General features: G+C 42.2%; 15 protein-coding genes. 8 read left to right on the forward strand and 7 right to left on the reverse strand.

Annotation, left to right across the window (positions count from 1 at the left end; all coding sequences use genetic code 11):
- From Q0R52_RS24570 to Q0R52_RS24580, 3 genes are all read right to left on the reverse strand, one after another.
- The coding region (locus Q0R52_RS24570) for an ATP-binding protein (protein WP_295799952.1) at window positions 1-579 on the reverse strand (579 nt) is incomplete at its 3' end.
- Between the two features lie 10 nt (window positions 580-589).
- A complete protein-coding gene (locus tag Q0R52_RS24575) occupies window positions 590-2,638 on the reverse strand; it encodes a hypothetical protein (protein WP_295799954.1) in 2,049 nt (682 codons plus the stop codon).
- Window positions 2,639-2,729: 91 nt separating this feature from the next.
- Window positions 2,730-2,948 carry a hypothetical protein gene (locus Q0R52_RS24580; RefSeq protein WP_295799957.1) on the reverse strand — a complete coding sequence of 73 codons (219 nt, stop codon included), beginning with the start codon at window positions 2,946-2,948 and terminating at the stop codon, window positions 2,730-2,732.
- A 104-nt stretch (window positions 2,949-3,052) separates the two neighbouring features.
- Here Q0R52_RS24580 and Q0R52_RS24585 point away from each other — a divergent pair, with 104 nt between their 5' ends.
- The 6 genes from Q0R52_RS24585 (at window position 3,053) to recN (ending at window position 12,160) form a co-directional block, all read left to right on the forward strand.
- Window positions 3,053-3,811 (forward strand): helix-turn-helix transcriptional regulator, encoded by a 759-nt coding sequence (locus Q0R52_RS24585; protein ID WP_295799959.1) that lies wholly within the window; start codon window positions 3,053-3,055, stop codon window positions 3,809-3,811.
- 781 nt (window positions 3,812-4,592) lie between these two features.
- Window positions 4,593-4,964: a BlaI/MecI/CopY family transcriptional regulator gene (locus Q0R52_RS24590; RefSeq protein WP_295799961.1), complete on the forward strand. Its 372-nt coding sequence runs from the start codon at window positions 4,593-4,595 to the stop codon at window positions 4,962-4,964.
- 116 nt (window positions 4,965-5,080) lie between these two features.
- Window positions 5,081-6,982, forward strand: a complete 1,902-nt coding sequence (locus Q0R52_RS24595; protein WP_295799964.1) for a M56 family metallopeptidase — start codon at window positions 5,081-5,083, stop codon at window positions 6,980-6,982.
- A 37-nt stretch (window positions 6,983-7,019) separates the two neighbouring features.
- Window positions 7,020-9,089, forward strand: a complete 2,070-nt coding sequence (locus tag Q0R52_RS24600; protein ID WP_295799966.1) for a M56 family metallopeptidase — start codon at window positions 7,020-7,022, stop codon at window positions 9,087-9,089.
- Window positions 9,090-9,267: 178 nt separating this feature from the next.
- Complete coding sequence (locus Q0R52_RS24605; protein WP_295799969.1) at window positions 9,268-10,290, forward strand: alpha/beta hydrolase; 1,023 nt, start codon at window positions 9,268-9,270, stop codon at window positions 10,288-10,290.
- Between the two features lie 178 nt (window positions 10,291-10,468).
- Complete coding sequence (recN, locus tag Q0R52_RS24610; RefSeq protein WP_295799971.1) at window positions 10,469-12,160, forward strand: DNA repair protein RecN; 1,692 nt, start codon at window positions 10,469-10,471, stop codon at window positions 12,158-12,160.
- 130 nt (window positions 12,161-12,290) lie between these two features.
- Here the strand turns inward: recN and Q0R52_RS24615 are convergent, their stop codons facing one another.
- Together Q0R52_RS24615 and Q0R52_RS24620 are read right to left on the reverse strand one after the other, a co-directional pair.
- Window positions 12,291-12,893, reverse strand: coding sequence for a hypothetical protein (locus tag Q0R52_RS24615; protein WP_295799973.1), 603 nt, complete (start codon window positions 12,891-12,893; stop codon window positions 12,291-12,293).
- Window positions 12,877-13,353 (reverse strand): sigma-70 family RNA polymerase sigma factor, encoded by a 477-nt coding sequence (locus Q0R52_RS24620; protein ID WP_295799974.1) that lies wholly within the window; start codon window positions 13,351-13,353, stop codon window positions 12,877-12,879. The genes Q0R52_RS24615 and Q0R52_RS24620 overlap by 17 nt, the downstream gene beginning before the upstream one ends.
- Before the next feature lie 728 nt (window positions 13,354-14,081).
- Here Q0R52_RS24620 and Q0R52_RS24625 point away from each other — a divergent pair.
- Window positions 14,082-14,894 (forward strand): SDR family oxidoreductase, encoded by an 813-nt coding sequence (locus tag Q0R52_RS24625; RefSeq protein ID WP_252788596.1) that lies wholly within the window; start codon window positions 14,082-14,084, stop codon window positions 14,892-14,894.
- Between the two features lie 169 nt (window positions 14,895-15,063).
- On the opposite strand, the gene Q0R52_RS24630 is transcribed toward Q0R52_RS24625, so the two are convergent.
- Window positions 15,064-15,456 carry a hypothetical protein gene (locus tag Q0R52_RS24630; protein WP_295799979.1) on the reverse strand — a complete coding sequence of 131 codons (393 nt, stop codon included), beginning with the start codon at window positions 15,454-15,456 and terminating at the stop codon, window positions 15,064-15,066.
- Between the two features lie 183 nt (window positions 15,457-15,639).
- On the opposite strand from Q0R52_RS24630, the gene Q0R52_RS24635 reads away from it, so the two are divergent.
- The gene (locus tag Q0R52_RS24635; RefSeq protein ID WP_295799982.1) at window positions 15,640-16,755 is read left to right on the forward strand and encodes a carboxypeptidase-like regulatory domain-containing protein; all 1,116 of its coding nucleotides are present in this window, start codon (window positions 15,640-15,642) and stop codon (window positions 16,753-16,755) included.
- 106 nt (window positions 16,756-16,861) lie between these two features.
- Here Q0R52_RS24635 and Q0R52_RS24640 read toward each other — a convergent pair whose 3' ends face one another.
- Entirely contained in the window at window positions 16,862-19,324 is a 2,463-nt protein-coding gene (locus tag Q0R52_RS24640; RefSeq protein WP_295799985.1) for a TonB-dependent receptor, read from the reverse strand.

Raw genomic sequence — 19,324 nt, forward strand, 5'->3', positions numbered from 1 at the left:
GTTCCACAATTCTTTTACCTCCTGTAAGGTATTTTGTGTTAAATCCCCGGCTTCGTCAATAATTACAATGGGGTTGGGTATCATTTTCAAATAGCACTTTATGTCCTCTTTTACATCGTACCATTTGCCGCCGCTATCAAGGCCGATGGCCTTTGCCAGTATGCGGGTAAACAGGGTTATTGATTTGCCCTGGCTGGCATCAACATAAAAGCAGTTTGGCAGGGTTGCAGCAAGGTATTTTGCTGTAAATGTTTTACCTATGCCGCATTCATCAACACAAAGCTTTGCCTTACTGTATTTTTTACAAAAAAGTATATCCTCCTCAATGGTGTTAAAAACATCAGTTCGGGCCATATTCCATTGTCTGTCAACCTGGTTAACCTGCAACTTGCGTCCGAGGCGCAGCCATTGATTATCTGGCATTAAGTTTTCTAATCTGCCTAAACGTAATTTAAGGCAGTTGGCGGCGCTTATACTATAGAACTTATAAAAGGCCTCGTCGATTGTCGATCGGTCTTTTATAACCGATATCAGCGCTGCTGCAACTTTATTTTTAAAATCAATGCTTAACTGCTCCATTGCGTTTTTATTAAAATCTGTCTTTCAATTCCCTTACAAAGCTTTGTGCCGGCAACAGATCGTAATCATCTGCTGGCAAGCTTGGCATTATACCGCCGCTTTCTTTTTTAGTCTCGTTCTTTTTAAGGCCGGGCATTACGAAGTCATTAAATTGAGCCTTCCTATAGTCAATTACCGTAACTTTTTCTATCGACTGTTTTACCCGCCTGCCATAGCCCTCAATTGTTGCCACGTAAGCGCTCATAATGGTACGTGCGGCTGCATCTTCCGGTCCCTGCTCTATCTTTGCACGGTTGTAGGTTGGTTTTGGTAACGCCTCGCAAATCAGTTGGTCGTCAATGTAAACAAGCGCTTTAAATACAGCGCCTTGATTATCATCAAGCCAATACACATCAATTTTTTGCCCCTCTACCTGTTTCATTAAGTTAATCAGGTTAGCCCCGAGGCTTACCTTGCCATTATTGCCAAGCAAAAACTCTTTACGGTCGAGCCTGATAATTCCCACATTGCAGCTTGTTTGGGTTTTGTAGCCTATATATGGCAGTATGGCGGCGTAATTGGTAGGCTTTAAATCAGGATGCTGCTTTTTGCAAAATACCTGCCAGCGGCTCAGGTGTGTATGAACGCTGTGCGGTTGGTTATTCCATGTTTCAATATCAGTTAATGCATTTTCAACGATAGTTGAATATGGCAGGGCAGGCATATCGTCAGCGCCGGGCTGATTGCTCTCACTTAATGCAAAGGGCCTTGCAAGCCAGCCATCGCGCTCCTTTTCAATTTCATAACGTAGGGTTCTAAAATAGCGCTCTATCCGTTTACCTCTTGCATTATTGGCCTCGATACGCACGTGCTCAAACATTGCGCCCTCGCGTAAAAAGCTATTAACATAGCTACTATTTAAACTTGCCTCAGCTTCTAATTCGGCAGGTAAGCTAAATCCCCATTGGGCGTAATTCCTTACAAGTTGCCTGTAAAATTCAAGTATAATACCCTCTTTAGTGCTGCCATGCACCCAGCAGGTAAATGCTTCACTACCTAGGTCTATACCGTTATAAAACCAAACCCTTTTACCGTCAGCCATTTTAAACGGCGGTTGCCTGTCATCAATTGAAATGATGCTACCGGCGTATTTTGGTTTATCGAGGGAATGATGCGGCTTAAACTGCTGCATAAGTGTTTGCCGGTTACCGCTGCGTATGGCGTAGGTGCCTATTTTACTTTGCCAGCTTGCCATGTATTTTTTAACAGTGGTATCGCTTAGCTTTTTAAAGTCGGCAGGGTTGTACACCTCGCCTGATGCATTATTGATAACTTCAATGTATCCGTTTAAAAAAACTTTATATTCCCGGTGTACTTCGGTAGCGTTTGGTTTTTTACTGCGGCCTGCAAAAAGGCTTTGCAGTAGGCTTAAGGTTTCGTCTGTAACCTTTCGGGTGTTTTGGTTGCCGTGTTTATCAGATATCAGGCTTATGTAACCTTGTGTTTCAAAGTCATTTAAAACCCGTTTAAAATGCCTTTCGCTGGCCGGTAAGCTGTGTTCTATATTGAACTTTGCTTTAAGGGCTTGATTAAAGCTTTGTACATCATTATGCAGGGCATCGCCTATTGATGGCACAGTGGTATTGCCGTTAATATCTTTTTTGCGTTTGAGGTTTCCCTTCATTGATCGCCGCATGTCGATACGCGCCAGGTTTAGCAATATGGCAGCTTTTAAAACACTTGCATTTACAATGTATCGCTCCTGATATTTCATATCGAGCGTCTCTCCATTTTCAAACTGGTAGGTTGAGTAAAACCTTACAGCTTCGCCGTCTTCTTTGTAGTACTTTAATAATATGTGGTCAACTTTGCGCGGGTCTCCTAGGCAATCTTGTATGTGTGGGGGTAATGTATCAAAATCAACAAGCATTTGATGGCCGGGGCTTGACCTGTTGAGGCGCTTAATTCCGTACGTATTTTCTTTATGCCGCCAAATAACCTTTTTAAGGGCATCATAAGAATACCATGGCACAAGTTCAGCCGCATTTACACCAACTTTTTTTCCTATTTGCTGTGGCATTATTAATTATTAATTGGGGTTATTGTTCCCGCCGGTGTGCGAAGTCCGGTAGCGCGTTCGGGAAAATTATTTTCTGTAGCCGTACCTGCCTTTAGTTAACTAATGATGCCACCTTAGCATTTAGTTCATTCTGTTTGGTTTTATGTTTTTCCATAAACTCAACTGCCGCTGTAAGTACATCCATGTTGTCAGACCGGCCATCTAACACCTTTTTTACGGTGTCGTTCGCCACGCCCACTTGTTTCGCAATAGCCGTTATACCACCCCAGGGTAATGCTTCGAAAAGTTTTTTTAATGCTTGTTTGTCCATGATTCGCTAATTTTAATATATTTACATTGATTATAGTACAATTATCACTAATTATATTCTTATTTGCAAATTTTTGTTGATTTTAATAGATTTTTATTTACAAAATGAATAGTTTACGCTCAAGAATTAACGAATTAATAAGCCATTTGAAACTGTCAAAAAATGAATTCGCAAGAGAAATTGGCCTTTCAAGCGCTATGGTGTCTAAAATAACCACAAAGGACATAAACTTCGGCATCGATGTGTATCAGAAAATAATTAGTAAATACACTAATCTAAATCAGCAATGGCTACTAACAGGAGTAGGTGAAATGTGGCTATCAAGCGAAAGAAATGCATCGGTCCGCGATTCCGATTCAAAAGCTACTGAACCATCTAATATGATTGATGTCATAAATTTAGGGGTCAAGTTGAGCGAGGATATTAGTAATAGGCCGGTGCTTTACGGCGGATATTTCGAGGAGAACAAACTTGCTTTTTATCTAAAACATTCTGATAAACGATTAGATGGTCTGCTTTCAAACGCAATAGACGACCTAAAAAACGTTTATGAGGCTTATCGAAAGCTTATCCTTTTTTCGGAAAGCATGGGCGCTCCTGATTTTGTTTTAGAAAAATTTCCGGCTATAGATGAATTCAAGGTATATAAACGAAAATTTGTAGATGCTGAATTTAAAGAAACATACGGGGTAATAACAGATAGTAAGGTGCTTAAATGTGCTAAGTTAATCGACTATGAAAGCAACCTTGAGCATTATACATTTTTACTTAACAAGCTTATTGAATATATGTACAGGTACGCAGATATGTACCAGGGATATCTAACGAGCGACCCGCTTAACAGAACTAATCAGCACCAATAATGCGGCGTATTAACGCACTTAAAGAGCACAAACAATACGCAGATACCTACGCGCACACAAAATTTAAAATCTAAGTTTTTTGTAAATACTTTATTACTTATTGATTTACAACAAGTTACACTTTTTTTAACAATATACTTAAATTGTTTTATCGGGGTACTTACGTGCAAAAAATTGCACTTTAACCCCCTTTTTTTGCACTTATCGGGGTACTTACGCGTTAAAAAATACACGGTAATGTCCCCCTGTTTGTCCCCCTGTTTGTCCCCCTGTTAACAAAACAATATCAAAACACCCTTTTTTGCAACGTTTTAGGCCTTACCGCTGTCATATAACCAGGCGCAAAACAGCCGGTTATGGCAGCGTATCCGGCCGTTTTTGAGTAGTTATAGGGAGTTCTTTAAAATATTAGCAAGGTATATAAAGTGTTTTTACAGGGCAAAAAAGGCCGTTTTATACAAGTTAAGCCATTTTTTTGAGTGTAAAATATAAGATAAATGGCAAGAGTGGGCCAAAAGCAGCCGGTTTGTACAAGTATTATCGTAGATAAACCAAGAATGTACATTTCGTTTTGCCCTGATGCTCTTTTAAAATCGGCTTAAAATCGGCCTCTACAATATCAAAAAGGCCGTTTTTTTGCGTTTTGCCGTTTTATCTTCTTTTGTACGTTTGGTTATACCCCCTATACCCGCGCGTCTTTTTTAAAAAAGTTTATAAATAATTTGCAAATACGAAACTTATCGTACATATTTGTACGAAGAAATTCGTATAACTATTTAAAATGGAAATTAAACCAACAGAAAGCGAGCTTGAGATACTACAGGTAATCTGGAAAAAGGGCCAGTGTACCGTACGTGATGTGCATGAGGAATTGGCAAAAAATAAAGATGCCGGTTATACTACAACTTTAAAGCTGATGCAGATAATGCACGACAAAGGAATGGTTGAGCGCGACACAACCGCCAAAACCCACCTGTACAAATCATTGATAACCCGCGAGCAGGCACAACAAACAGCCATCGATAAAATAATCTCGACAGTGTTTAAAGGTTCAACATCTGATTTGGTGATACAGGCCCTGGGCCATCACCGTGCATCAAAAGATGAGATAGATGCAATTAAGGATTATTTGAAACAGTTTGAGGGGAAGTGATTGGAGATAAGAGTTTAGAGATTAGGCAAAAAAGACAGGTAATAAATAAAAAGGTAAACGACAGGAGCCCCGGGATTGTAACTAATCTCTAATCTCCGGTCTCTAATTAACTAAAAATGGAAACTATACTATACAACATAAGCCAGGTTTTAGGCGTCACCATTATCCACTCGTTGTGGCAGGGTTTGGTGGTGTATTTTATTTTGAGGATTGTTTTCGCCGGCTCATCGTCGTTAACGGCTACAAAAAAATATAACCTGGCTATTGGCGCAATGGTTGCCATTACAGTTTGTTTTATTTATACGCTGCTTACCGAAATTAGCGCTTACAGCTGGGTAACCTTAAAGAAAAATCAGCTTTTGGCGTTATTGCCTTATTTAAATTTGCCTACCAACAGTCACTATCAGCCGGCATGGTACTATAAAATTTCGGGGTACCTGCCATTTATATGTGCAGTTTACTTTACCGGCCTCACCATAAATCTGGCAAGGTTGGCTATGGAATGGAGCAAAATAAGGCAAATAAGGCTATCAGTTTTACCCGCCGAACAAATGCAGCGGTATGTAAACACGTTCGCACAAAAGCTGGGCATCAAAAAGCATATCCAGCTAAAATTCAGCGAGCTGATTGACGTGCCCTGTATGATAGGCTACTTTAAGCCACTTGTACTTTTACCCGTATCGATATGTACAAACCTCTCGGCTGATGAAGTTGAGGCCATTTTATTACACGAGCTTTCGCACATCAAACGGAACGACTACCTGGTGAACCTGCTGCAGCAGTTTATAGGGGTGTTGCTCTTTTTTAATCCCTTTACCCAATTAATTACCCGGATTGTAAACCAGGAACGTGAAAACGGCTGCGATGATTTAGTAGTTGAAAAAACCGGCGAGCCTTTAATATATGCGCAAGCTTTAATAAAGCTTGAAGAGGTGCGCAAAACAAATTTTAAGCTGGCACTTGCGGCAACCGGGCAAAAGTTCCATTTATTAAACAGAATTGAACGTATCATGAAAACTAAAAAACATATTGGCAGCATCCGCCATTTAATGATAGCCCTGTTTTTATTAGCAGGCACCCTTAGCTGTATTGCATGGTTTAACCCTAAAACTGCAACACCCAAAACCCTTTTAACCGATTCCACAAACTACAGCTTGCAAAGCGATACCACCAAATACAAGCACAAAAGCAAAACTGTAGCCAAAAGTCAAAAAAATAAGCTGAAGGCCGGAAAGCAAAAAACAGGCAAAACCGAGCAATCTTACAGCAATACTTATTGGGGTGATGACGCACCTGATTCGGTTAAACGCTTTTTTAATAGCGCCGAATGGAAAAGCCAGATGGATGCAGTACGCAAACAAGGCCTGGAAATGCAAAAGCATTTTAACAGCGCCGAGTGGAAGGCTCAAATGGACCAAATGAAAAAACAGTTCAACAGCCCCGAATGGAAAAAACAAATGGAAGCCATGAGCAAACAGGGCCTTGAAATGCAAAAACACTTTAACAGCGCCGAATGGAAAAGTCAGATGGACCTGATGAAAAAGCAGTTTGACAGCCCCGAATGGAAAAATCAAATACTGGCCATGGCCAAGCAGTCCGAAGAAATGAGTAAGCACTTCAACAGTGTTGAATGGAAAAACCAAGTTAAAGAACTGGAAAAACAAGGCAAGCTGATGCAAAAACAATTTGACAGTCCTGAATGGAAAAACCAGTTTAAAGAAATGGAAAAACAGGGTAAGCTGATGCAAAAACAGTTTGACAGCCCTGAATGGAAAAACCAAATGAAAGAGCTGACAAAACAATTCGACAGCCCGGAATGGAAAAACCAAATGAAAGACCTGACCAAACAGTTTGACAGCCCAGAGTGGAAAAACCAAATGAAAGAGCTGAAAAAGCAATTGGACAGCAAAGAGTGGAAAAAAATGAAACGCAATGGCCATTGGGTATTAACCGACACAACCGGCGATGTTCGTATCTACAGGTCGAAGAAGGACACTACTGAAAAAGAAGACCAATAACAAACCGGCCAAACATTAACCTTTAGCTTTTATTACCATGCAAAATATATTATTCAATATTAGCCAGGTTTTGGGTATTACCATTATCCACTCGTTGTGGCAGGGGCTGATAATATATTTTGTGCTAAAGCTGGCGCTGATGTTTGGCGGCCAATTATCCGCCTCGAAAAAGTACCTGATGGCAACGGTAAGCCTGCTGGCTATTACCGGCTGGTTTGGCTACACCCTGCTTAACGAGATACATCTTTATAACTGGTTAGCTGTAGTACCATCAAAATTATCGGCTTTGCCGGTACTGGCCGAACTGCCACAGGGCATTGGGCAATTTAACGACCAGACCATCCGGTACTATTACAGTATTGAAGAGTACCTGCCTTATATAACAGCAGTTTATATTGCAGGTTTATTGTTTAATACGGGTAAGCTGATACTGGCGCGTAAAAAAATAAATGCTGTAAAGCGCAGTATGGTGGTCGATAGCGCCATTCAATTCTCGGTAAATAAATTTACTGCGATGCTAAAAATCGGCAAAACAGTAAAAGCCGGCATGAGCAAAATGGTTGATGTACCCTGCATGGTGGGTTATTTCACACCGGTTATTTTGCTGCCCTTCAGCCTGGCCACTTATCTTTCGACCGAAGAAATTGAGGCGATATTACTGCACGAGCTTGCCCACATAAAACGCAACGACTACCTGGTGAATATGTTGCAACAGGTAATAGCCATACTGCTATTTTTTAACCCCTGTGCACAACTCATAAACAGGATTATAAACGAAGAACGTGAGAATTGCTGTGACGACCTGGTTGTAAAGGCCACCGCAGACCCTATCATCTACGCAAAGGCTTTGTTAAAGCTGGAGCAAAACCGCCAAAACGACTGGCAGCTAGCGCTGGCCGCAACAGGCAAAAAATACCATTTATTAAACCGAATTGAAAGAATCATGAAAACAAAGAAACAAATACCCAGCCTGCGCCCAACCTTGTTGGCCATGCTTATATTAACCGTGGGCATAGGCGCCATGGCCCTGCTTAATCCCGAGGTAGCGCAGGGAAAAATTTCGGTAAAGGCTATAAGCCCCGTAATCAGTCGCATGTTTGCCGATACTGGCCGAAAAGCAGCAGCAAAAAAGAAAACTGTTGTTCACAAAAAAGTGGCACACGCAGTTAAAAGCAATGACGGTGATAACGACAACGATAACACCAATGACAATAACAACCATAACGTATACGCTTACTCAGGCGATGACAGGTACGATGGTTCATGGGATTTTAAGGACCCTGAATTAGACCGGTTGAGCAAAGAAGTTGAAAAGCACGGTAACGCCATTGGCAAATATTACGAAAGTGGCGAGTTCAAAAAAACACAGGAAGAACTGGAAGCTAAAGGCAGGGAAATGCAGGCATTTTACGACAAGCCCGAACTGAAGGAACTGCAGGCCAAAATGGAAAAGATAAGCCAGGATTTCGAGAAAAACTGGGGCGAAACATCTGAAACGAGAGAACTTGAGAGCAAACTGGAAAAGCTCGGCAAAAAAATTGAAGTATATTACGAGAGCCCCGAATTCAAAAAGCTGAACGAATCGATGGAAAAAAAATACGGTATACCGCATGACCGTAACTATAACGATTATGACCGTGATAACAACTACAGGGCATACGAAGCTGAATTAAAGAAAAACATCCCCGAAGACGTACGCCAGGCTCAAGTTGACATTAAAGCAGCAGGCCGGCAAATGCGCGAACGCACCCACTCTCCTGAATATGAAAAACAAAGGGAATTATTGCGCGCTACCGGCGATAGCTTAAGAAAGGCTTTCCATAACCCACAGGCTGAGCAGCAAAAAGAAGAAATGCATGCCCTAAGCGCAAAAATGCGCGGGTATAGCCACAACCCTGAAATTGAAAAAGAAAAGGCAGCTTTACACGAAGCAACTGCAAAATTACACGCCTATATGCGTACGCCAGATTTCAAAAGGCGGTTGCAGGAATACAAGAAAACACATCCGAGAAAGTTCCGTTGGTCGGATGATAATGACGACGACAAAGGGGACAAAGCTGATAAGCCTGAAAAACAGGAAAAAGATGATACCAGCGACCAGCAATAATATAAGCACCCTGATTATATAATTCAAAGATTGAACAAACCAATTTACGTCCCTTCGCGGTGAAAACTGCAAGGGGCGTATTTGTTTGGGGTTCGATATAATAAAGTCAATACTTGCATATTTAAGGTGCCTTATAAAACTTAATTTTATATCGTTTACAAAGTATAAAGTCGTTACGATGCATCAGCTCCGTTCATTAATCAGCATACCAATCCTTACGCTAATATTTACAGGCAGTATTGCAACCGCTGGTTATTCTCAAAATACTCAAACTCCTCTCCCACCGGGAAAATTGGTTGATGCAGGCGGACACCTGTTGCATGTAAACATTACAGGTAAGGGAACGCCTACTGTGATATTGGAAAGCGGCAGTGGCGATTTTTCATTTATCTGGAGCCTGGTGCAGCCTGCAATTGCAAAAACTGTTACATGTGTAAGTTATGACAGAGCCGGCTTTGCATGGAGCGAACAAGGTCCATTGCCGCGGTCGGGCAGACAAATTGCTTATGAATTGCATACAGCGCTTCATAACTCAGGCATAAAAGGGCCGTACATTTTGGTTGGGCAGTCATTTGGCGGCTTCCTGGTACGGTCATTCGCAAGATTTTACAAAGACGAGGTAGCGGGTGTTGTTTTGGTTGATGCGTTGAATGAAGACTCAAAAATAGTGTTGGATAAAAAAGCCGTGCGCATCCGTGATTTTGCCAAAGGCCAATACGCCCCGGAACCCAAAAACATAACCAGCAAAATTATAGATACCAGTTCAGCCGCCCTCAAACCGGTGGCGCTGGATACAAGTATTGAACCTCCGATGGATAAACTGCCGAAAAAAAATCAGCAGATGCAGATATGGGCCCAGTCGCAACCAGTATTCAGGAAGGCTGCGGGTAATGAAATGAACTGGTCGCCCGAAGATGTTGCAGAAATGTATACAAACAAGGGTAAGCCCGCCTTTATGCTGGGAAACATCCCATTAATAGTATTGGCACGGGGCGATGGCGGTTATGCTGGTATGCCTGATGCTGCTGAACTGGAGAATGACCGATTAAAGCTACAGGCCGACTTGGCGAAACTATCAACAAACAGCAAGCTTATTCTCGACAAAAACAGCGGCCATAATATCCACCTGGAAGACCCTGCTGTTGTAATTGATGCCATCAAACGAGTTATTGTGGCGTACAAAACAGGTGCGAAGCTGTAGTTGACCAGGTTTATTACGTTAGGTTGAGTTGATTAGGTTAATAATTAATCAGCACTCCTTGATTATCGTTTTGAACAGGCTTTTTTTCTTTCGGACTTTCCCGACTTTTCCGACTTTCGGACTCAACTTAATCAACTAAACCGTAATTTAGTGCCTTCCAAACAGAAGGTATTTTTTTATGCTTCAGAAGCTCAGCATTAATAATTACGCGTTAATTGACAACCTTGAAATCAGTTTCGATGGCGGTTTAAATATACTTACCGGCGAAACCGGCGCGGGTAAATCAATCATTTTAGGGGCGCTTTCGCTTATCCTCGGCCAGCGTGCCGAAAGCCGTTATTTTTTCAATCAACAAAAAAAATGTGTTATCGAAGGCACCTTTAAAATAGGCGCATTTCATTTAAAACAATTTTTTGAAGATAATGACCTCGATTATGAGGCTGAAACCGTTTTACGCCGCGAGATATCGGCCGACGGCAAATCAAGGGCTTTTGTAAACGATACCCCGGTTAATCTAAATTCGCTAAAGGCTTTAGGCGAAAGGTTGATTGATATACATTCGCAGCACGCAACTCAGGAAATTAATGACCCGGAGTTCCAGCTGCTGGTGGTCGATGCTGTTGCCAAACATGATGATTTGTTGGCAGATTATCGCACCAAGTTCAGGGCGTATAAAAAAGGCGTATCAAAGCTGCAGCAATTAATTGATGACAGCGACAAAGCCAAAGCCGATTTGGACTATTACCAGTTCCAGTTTGATGAACTGGAAAAAGCTGCACTTTCGACCGATGAGCAGCAATTGCTGGAGCAGGAACTATACTCGCTCAATAATGCCGGTGAAATAAAACGGAACCTGCTGGGCGCCTTTTACCTGATGGAGGAAGGCGAAACGTCCGCCATTATACAATTACGCGAGGCTGGTCACCAGTTATTGGCACTCGAAAAGTTCAACCCGCAAATTGAAGAACTGCACCAGCGCCTCAACAGCGCGGTTATCGAACTGAAAGATATTGCTGCTGAAATTGAAAATATTGAACAACGCACGGTTACTGATGACGCGAGGGCCGAAGAAGTAAATACCCGCCTCAGCGTTATCTACCTGTTGCAAAAAAAACACCGCGTAAACACCAATGCCGAACTATTGGATTTACAAAATGAGCTATCCGATAAAATACAACAGGCTGTTTTTGGCGATGAAGCCATTGAAAAACTGAAGGCCCAGCTTGATACCGATAAAAAGGAGCTTGAAACATTAGCCGGTCAGCTATCAGCCAATCGAAAAAAGGCAGTTCCATCTATAGAAACAAAGGTGCTGCAAACACTTGCCGAAATGGGCATGGCTAACTCCAACCTGAAAATTGAACAGTTAGTCCGAAAGTCCGAAAGTCCGGAAGTCCGAAAGACGGAAAACACTGATGTGCTTACTAAAAATGGGGTTGACGAGATTAAATTTCTGTTCACCGCCAATAAGGGCCATGCATTGTCAGAGATGAGCAAAGTAGCCTCGGGCGGCGAGTTATCCCGACTAATGCTCAGCATCAAATCGCTCATTGCTCAAAACACTGCCTTGCCCACTATTATATTTGATGAGATAGACACAGGAGTTTCCGGCGAGGTAGCCAACCAGGTGGGCCAGATAATGGAAAAACTTGCCGACAACCTGCAGGTTATAACCATAACCCACCTGCCGCAAATTGCCGCCAAAGGCCAAAGCCACTACTTTGTTTATAAAGACGATGAAGGCGCAACTACTTATACCCGTATTAAGCAGTTAAATAACGACGAACGTGTTTTGGAGATTGCCAAAATGCTAAGCGGCGATAAGCCGGGCGAAAGCGCATTGCAGAATGCGAGGGAATTGCTGGGCTAGCCCTGGGCTAAGTTATAAACTTTGTCAATGCTGTAAGGAACGAAGCAATCGCGAACTATGGAGAGCCGCTCTGTAAAGTTCGCGGTTGCCGCGCTCGTTCCTCGCTCGCAATGACAAAGTTTTTTATTTTTTAGTTTAGAGGACTGTCACCAAACTGCCCATTCACCTCTTCCAGCCTTGCAATTATATCATTTATGGCTTTTTGCTGCTTTTTAATAGTGCGTGTCTTGATATAAATCCAGTTAAAAATTATCCAGGCGAACGTTATCCCGTAAGCCAGCACCTGGAACAGCAAGCTGCCGCGGCTTGCATATTCTATAAAGTAAAGCGTGATACCAATTGATAGCAAAATAAAATAAACCGTAAGCATGGTTTTATTTAAAAACTCCTGCTTATGCTTAATCCTGATCACTTGCTCCAAAAAATGCCGGCTATCAGTCTCCTCATCCGCTTTGGCTAATAAAGGTGATAGCTGGTTGGTAGTAACCAGGAAAATCACGATGGCAATTAGTATTAATATCAGCCCTATTTTTGTAGTAAGTAATTGCGGCTGGTAATACCACCAGATAAATATCATCAGCAAAATGGTTATTGATAGAATGATATTGCTCCACCATATTTTACAACGTGTTTTACGGGTAAGCCGGTTTGCTTTTGCAAAAATTTCACTCACATCGGGTGCGCTGGCCTTGCCGCGGTTCCACAGTTCCTTAAAATCAATATTCTCGCTCATATTGCTTAAATTTTTGAGTCAGCTTTTCTTTTATCCTGAATATTTTTACCCGCACATTGCTTTCGCTAAGGCCGGTTATCTTTGCTATTTCAGCTTGTTTCACATCTTCCAGTTCCAATGAAATGATGATACGGTCGGTTTCGGGCAGTTCGGCAATGCATTTATAAAGCAGGCGGCTCTGCCATTCCATATCGGGTTCCAGGGTATCTTCAATTTGTTCGGGTAATTCGGTTTTGGGCATGCGGTTACTGCGCTCAATTTGCCGCAGGCAATTGTTCGATGCGATCCGGTAGATCCAGGTACCAACCGCCGACTCATTCCTGAATTGCGGCAGCTTTCGCCAAATCAAAATAAAAGTTTCCTGCGCCATGTCTTTCGCAAGGTCCTTGTCATTCACATAGCCCATGCAAATGCGGAATACCTTGTTCCAATAGTCGCGGTAAATATCTTCAAACACCATAAATGGTTTTTACTTTGTATCCGGGTTAAGGTATGTAATTTAGCTTATCCGGGCGTTTATTTGGTGGTTAGATACGGGGGATTTAAAAATGCTACAGTCTGTAGATAAATTCCTCAGCGCTTTACCAAGGCGCGCCAACTGTTTCGTTCTGTTTCGCATTGTTCTATTCCCCACCCGGACGAAACAGCAAACCAATTATATATTCATGCTTTTATATTGATTATTTATAATATGTCTATTAATAAAATAAACAAGCTATATATATTAATTAGTTTACAAACTAAAGTGTTCCGTTCTCTTTTTGTTCGGCACATTGCGCAACAAGCCGAAACAATGCGACCTGGGAAAACATACATCTGCTAAATAACCAGCTGACATTAACTGTTTCGTTCGCTTCCTGTGCCGAACATCATGACACGGGGTGAAACAATTCATTGACAAAATTCCCAGGTGTGAGCCAATATCTAAATCTGTTTCGTTCGCTTCCTGTGCCGAACATCATGAAACAGGGTGAAACAATTTAGTGGCTGAAAATTTCCAGGGACTGCAGAAAGATAGTGTGTTTCACCTTGTTGCGCAACGTTTCGTTCAGTTAGCGAACGGAACAGCAGCAGGCGAAACTTACCTTGCAACTGATCAAAGTTTAAGCATCAATCTAACAATTTCCATCCATTTTATTGTAAACAATAAATATATACCTTTGCCACTATCATTATTAAAATCAACACATGGCTTACAACTTATTAAAAGGTAAAAAAGGGATAATTTTTGGCGCTCTTAACGAGCAATCTATCGCCTGGAAGGTAGCACAGCGCGCTGTACAGGAAGGTGCCGAAATTATTTTGAGCAACGCCCCTATCGCACTCCGCATGGGCGAATTAAATAAACTGGGCGAAGAATGTAATGCCCCAATCATTGGTGCCGATGTGACCAATAACGACGACCTGGTGAACCTGTTCACCAAAAGCCAGGAGCATTTTGGCGGCGGTGTTGATTTTATACTGCACTCGATAGGGATGAGCGTTAACGTTCGTAAGGGCATCTCCTATCCTGAAAACAATTACGATTTTACCCATAAGGGATTAGATATATCGGCGCTTAGCCTACACCGCGTTTTGTCCACCGCCATGAAAATGGATGCGATAAACGAATGGGGTTCGGTACTGGCCCTAACATACATCGCCGCCCAGCGTGTATTCCCTGATTACAACGATATGGCCGATAACAAAGCCTATTTAGAAAGCATTGCCCGCAGCTTTGGCTACTACTATGGTAAAAAGAAACATGTACGTATCAACACCATATCGCAGTCTCCAACACGCACAACCGCTGGCTCGGGTGTAAAAGGATTTGATGGCTTCATTAGCTACGCTGAAAAAATGAGCCCGCTTGGTAATGCGGATGCCGACCAGTGCGCCGACTACTGCGTAAGCATGTTTAGCGACCTTACCAAAATGGTAACCATGCAAAACCTCTTCCACGATGGTGGTTTCTCCTTCACCGGTGTAACCCCTGAAGTGATTGAGCAGATGAAAAGTTAGTTATTAGAGGTTAGAGATAAGAGATTAGGAATATCTTGATCATAAAAAAGCCTGTGGGATTACCCACAGGCTTTTTTATGATCCTTTCGACTGCTTAAGATAACTAGTCTCTAACCTCTGCTCACTAATCTCCGTCCCCGACTAATCTCTAATCTCCAGTCTCTAATCACTAATTAGATTCAATCAGTAAAAGTTTCACAACTGCATCATCTGGCCGGCTAATTGCCGTTACACCGTCAGACGCCTGCGCATAAAGTGCTAAGCTGCCTTTATTGTGGGTATAGCTGTATGATATGCCCTGGTAAACTTCAGGTACCTGCTCATACACCCCATCGGTAAACGAAAAATAAACCAGCACCCCGCCATGGTCGTTAAAGTAGCTGTCGATTTCAGGAGCGTCGATAACTGCCGAATATGTTTTTCCACCATCTGTAGTTGTCCAATCGGTCGATTTAACATTCAGCAAAATGGTTTGGTTGGGGTTAGGGGTAATGTACTTTTTGGTACATGAAGATGCTGCCAGCACTACAATGCAGCCAATAATAGATAAGATTCTTTTCATACGAGTGTTGTTAATTTATATATAAGAACAACGTTTTTAAAAAAGGTTTAATATGCTTTGAAACTTTTTTTAAAAAAATAGTTATGTCCGGCAAATGCCCCGCTTAAACAACTTAGCATCAGAAAAAATCATTAATATTAAAATAAACTATAAATTTGCATTAACTAACAACTTAGTTGTTTTATGCAAAGATTCGCCTCCCTGTTATTTTTTATTTTACCATTTGCCTGCCTGGGTCAATACACCATTACAGGTAAGGTAATTAATAGCAACGATAAAACCCCCGTGGCCAACGCAAGCGTATTTTTTAATAACGCAGTGGCTGGTTCAAAAACTGACGACAAAGGTGGGTATACGATAACAAATGTCAGGCCCGGCCAGTACGACTTTGTGGTAACGTGCCTGGGCTACGAAACTCTACACCAGGCCGTCACGATAAATGGTGATTTAAAATTGGCCGACATTAGCCTCACCCCTAAGGTGATGATGCTACAGGAAGTAAAAATAAAACCAAAAACAGATTGGTTAAAAAACTATGAATTTTTCACGGAACACTTTTTCGGTACATCGGCTTATGCCCAATCCTGTAAGATAACTACAAAGGGGCTGCCCGATTTGCTTGACCTGGATTTCGACAAAAAAACCCAGCTCTTTACAGCTAAATCATTCGACTTTTTTGAAATAGAAAATAAAGCGCTTGGCTACAAGATTAAGTATATGCTGATAGATTTTACGTTCAACCGTAAAGATGGAAGTTTTTATTTTGAAGGAAACTCATCATTCGAAGAGATGAAGGGTTCAAAATCGCAGATGAAGCGGTGGAAGGCAAACAGGTTGAGCGCCTACCAGGGCTCGAGCATGCATTTTTTACGTTCGGTAATCGGCAATACTTTTTCAAGTGAGGGCTTTAAAGTGATGCGGCTGATACGAAAACCAAACCCCGAATACACCGGAATCGGCCCAAAATACATCCAGACGCTGGTTAATAAACCCTTGGCAGCGACGGATTTTGTTAAGCTAACCAATGTAAAAGGTACTTATGCATTAAACTTTAGCGATTGCCTGTATGTACTTTATAACAAAAGGCGGGCCTACGCAGGCAACCAAGCAACAAATACTACAACCCAAACACCCGAATTTTTAGATGACCCTTTAGCTACGACGCTTATATTTAACGAAGAGTATGCCCTTTTTGATGCAAACGGCATTTTTGCAAATCCCCAAAGCGTGTCCACCGATGGCAACTGGGGCCACCGGCTAACTGCGGAACTGTTGCCGGTTGATTATGTGTCGGAGTAGAGATTAGAGGTTAGTTGATTAGAGATTGGTTAACGGCGGATTCGGGCCATCAAATGCGCAAATCCTGGTTGCTTAACTAAGCTCTAAATCAACTAATCACCAACCCCTACTCCACCTTATACCTCACCACCTGCCTGCCAAGGTTTCCATCAGCATCAATACCTTCAATAACCATGCGATAGTTGCCTTTGCCATCCGCATTAAAATAACTGAACGATGCTTTGCCGTTTTTGTCGGTAATAATATCAGGTTTCCAAAAAATGGTACTGCGCAGGTCGGTTATTTTGGGGTTGGTTTTTGAATTATCATATTGAGGAGAGTAAAATTCTTTTGCCAGGTAAAAACCTTTAGGTCTGATAGTCGCAACTCCCGGCGCATAGCGGTAATACTCCTTGCCTTTTTTACCTCTTTTTGTAGTTACTATCAATCCTCCGTTGGCCATTCGCGTTCCATATATAGCCGCGTAATGCTGGCTGAGCACTACTTCAATGCCTTCAATGTCTGCCGGGTTCATATACATGAAATCCGTGGCATCCACAAAGTCGCCGTCGACTACTACTGCCATCGGGGCCATTTTCATTCGCGCGTTCAGCGGAACGTTATTCCTGAATATTACCGACGACAATACACCTGATAAACAATCAGTGATTCTTCCGCATGTAAACCTTTCCATATCTTTTGCACTTATCACCTGGTCAGCGTTGCCTGGGCCGTTAAGGTTTACCGAGTGTGGCACCGGGCTTATTTTCTGGTCTTTTATTACAACCTCTTTCAATATAACAGCATGTTTATTAATCCCATATTTTTCCAGTTCATCGTTAAATTGTTTCTGGTTGTTTACATAAGCTGTCATATCAACGGCCGCGGTGGTTTGTAAACTATTTACGGTGATGTTTTTCACAGGCACGCCTGGTGCGGCTGCACTGTCAATTGTAAGTACCACATCATCCTGTCCTTTTGAAACTTTCGATTGAACTACAAACTTGGTGCTATCGTTAAACGCCAGGTTTTTAAATGCAAACCGGCCGTTATCATCAGTTACAGTATCCAAAAGCATCGGCATACCGCCCGCTTTACTCAGCAGGGTCACTTTACCGCCCGCAACTGGTTTCGAACCTTTTTTAACCGTACCGGATATTACCATCGCTTTTTCGGGCTGCCAGGTAATGGGTTTGGTGTCTCCGGCTAAAACTTGTTTCCATTCAAAATGCCGGTAGCCTTGTGTAAGCATTAAAGCATCAAGGTCGGCCCTGGTAGTTTCGTTTATGTTGGTGAAATAATAATTGGGCTGCTCAATATTGCCTTTTAATACCGATGTAAGTAGTAAATTGGTTAAGATGGTATTTTCGTTCAGCTCATCAAAAGGCACTTTCGTTTCGTCGGTAACCGCTACCGAAAAACTGCCTGTTGCGGGTTTGTTATCTTTGCCTTTAGCATTTAAGTCGATTTTTACTTTTTGCCGCGTGATGTAAGTTGGTTTTGCATTTATATCAAGCTTCAATTCCGCCGGATTTTGAATAAATGCCAGGCGTTCATTTAAGGGTTCGCCGGTTTGTGAAAACAATGTGAACTGCACAACCCCGGTCGGGAACTTACTTTTAGGAATTACCACGTTAAAAAACTTAGCAAAGGGCCCGCTTTGCACGGCGTAATAAACAGCGCCGTTGACCTGTGCTACCAGGCTCAATTGGCTTTGAGTACCATCACCACCAGCAGCAACCCTCACGCGGATGGTATCGGCGTTTGAATTGTTAAGGTTGATGGTATAGCCATTGGCAACAGCTTTTGGCAAATCAACAGTACCTGTTGTGCCATCCGCATAAGTAATATTAGCTTTATATGTTTTATCGGCATGTGGTACCAAACTAAAAACGCCCATACCCAGGTGTGTCGATGCAAACGTAGTTACCTCGGTTCCATCATTGTCGGTTATAGTTCCTTTTATATCTGTCCCTAAACCTCCGGGCGAAATGGCTTTAAAAGCTATTTTTGAATAATTACCTATTACCAGGCTGCCGCCTTCAGGTAAAAATTGCACATCGGGCTTACCGGCAGTCATTTTTGCAGGTCCTGTCGCATTAGCTTTCCCGCCATTTGCATTGGCATTAATTATTGAGGCAGACCCAACCATAAGCGACTGATCGAAAAAGGAATCGTCCCCTTCATTACGCATCCAGTTGGTGTAGGCCCTTACCAGGTAATTGCCCCCTTTTAATGAATCGGCCAAAACAAAATCGCCCCAGGCAACACCGGCAGCAATAGGCAATTTTATCGACCGGCTTATTGCACCGCCCGGACCAATTAAGTCAGCGTAAAATATGCCGCTTAATGCCGAGAGCTTATGCTGGGCGCCGAGTGTTACATAAGCTTTAAAATAAATAGTGTCGCCAATAGCATAGTAAGGCTTATCAAATTGCAGGTAAGCTTTTTCGATACTATGGTTGGCAGTGTAGGTGTTAAGCTTTTCGGTAACGGATTGTATTACGGTGTCGCCGGTGGCTTTTTGCGTCGCCTGGCTGAGTGCGTAAAATGGCAAAAGCAGGGTTAGAAAGGTTAGGGATTTTATCAT

The organism is Mucilaginibacter sp. (assembly GCF_025359345.1).
In the GTDB taxonomy this organism is placed as follows: domain Bacteria; phylum Bacteroidota; class Bacteroidia; order Sphingobacteriales; family Sphingobacteriaceae; genus Mucilaginibacter.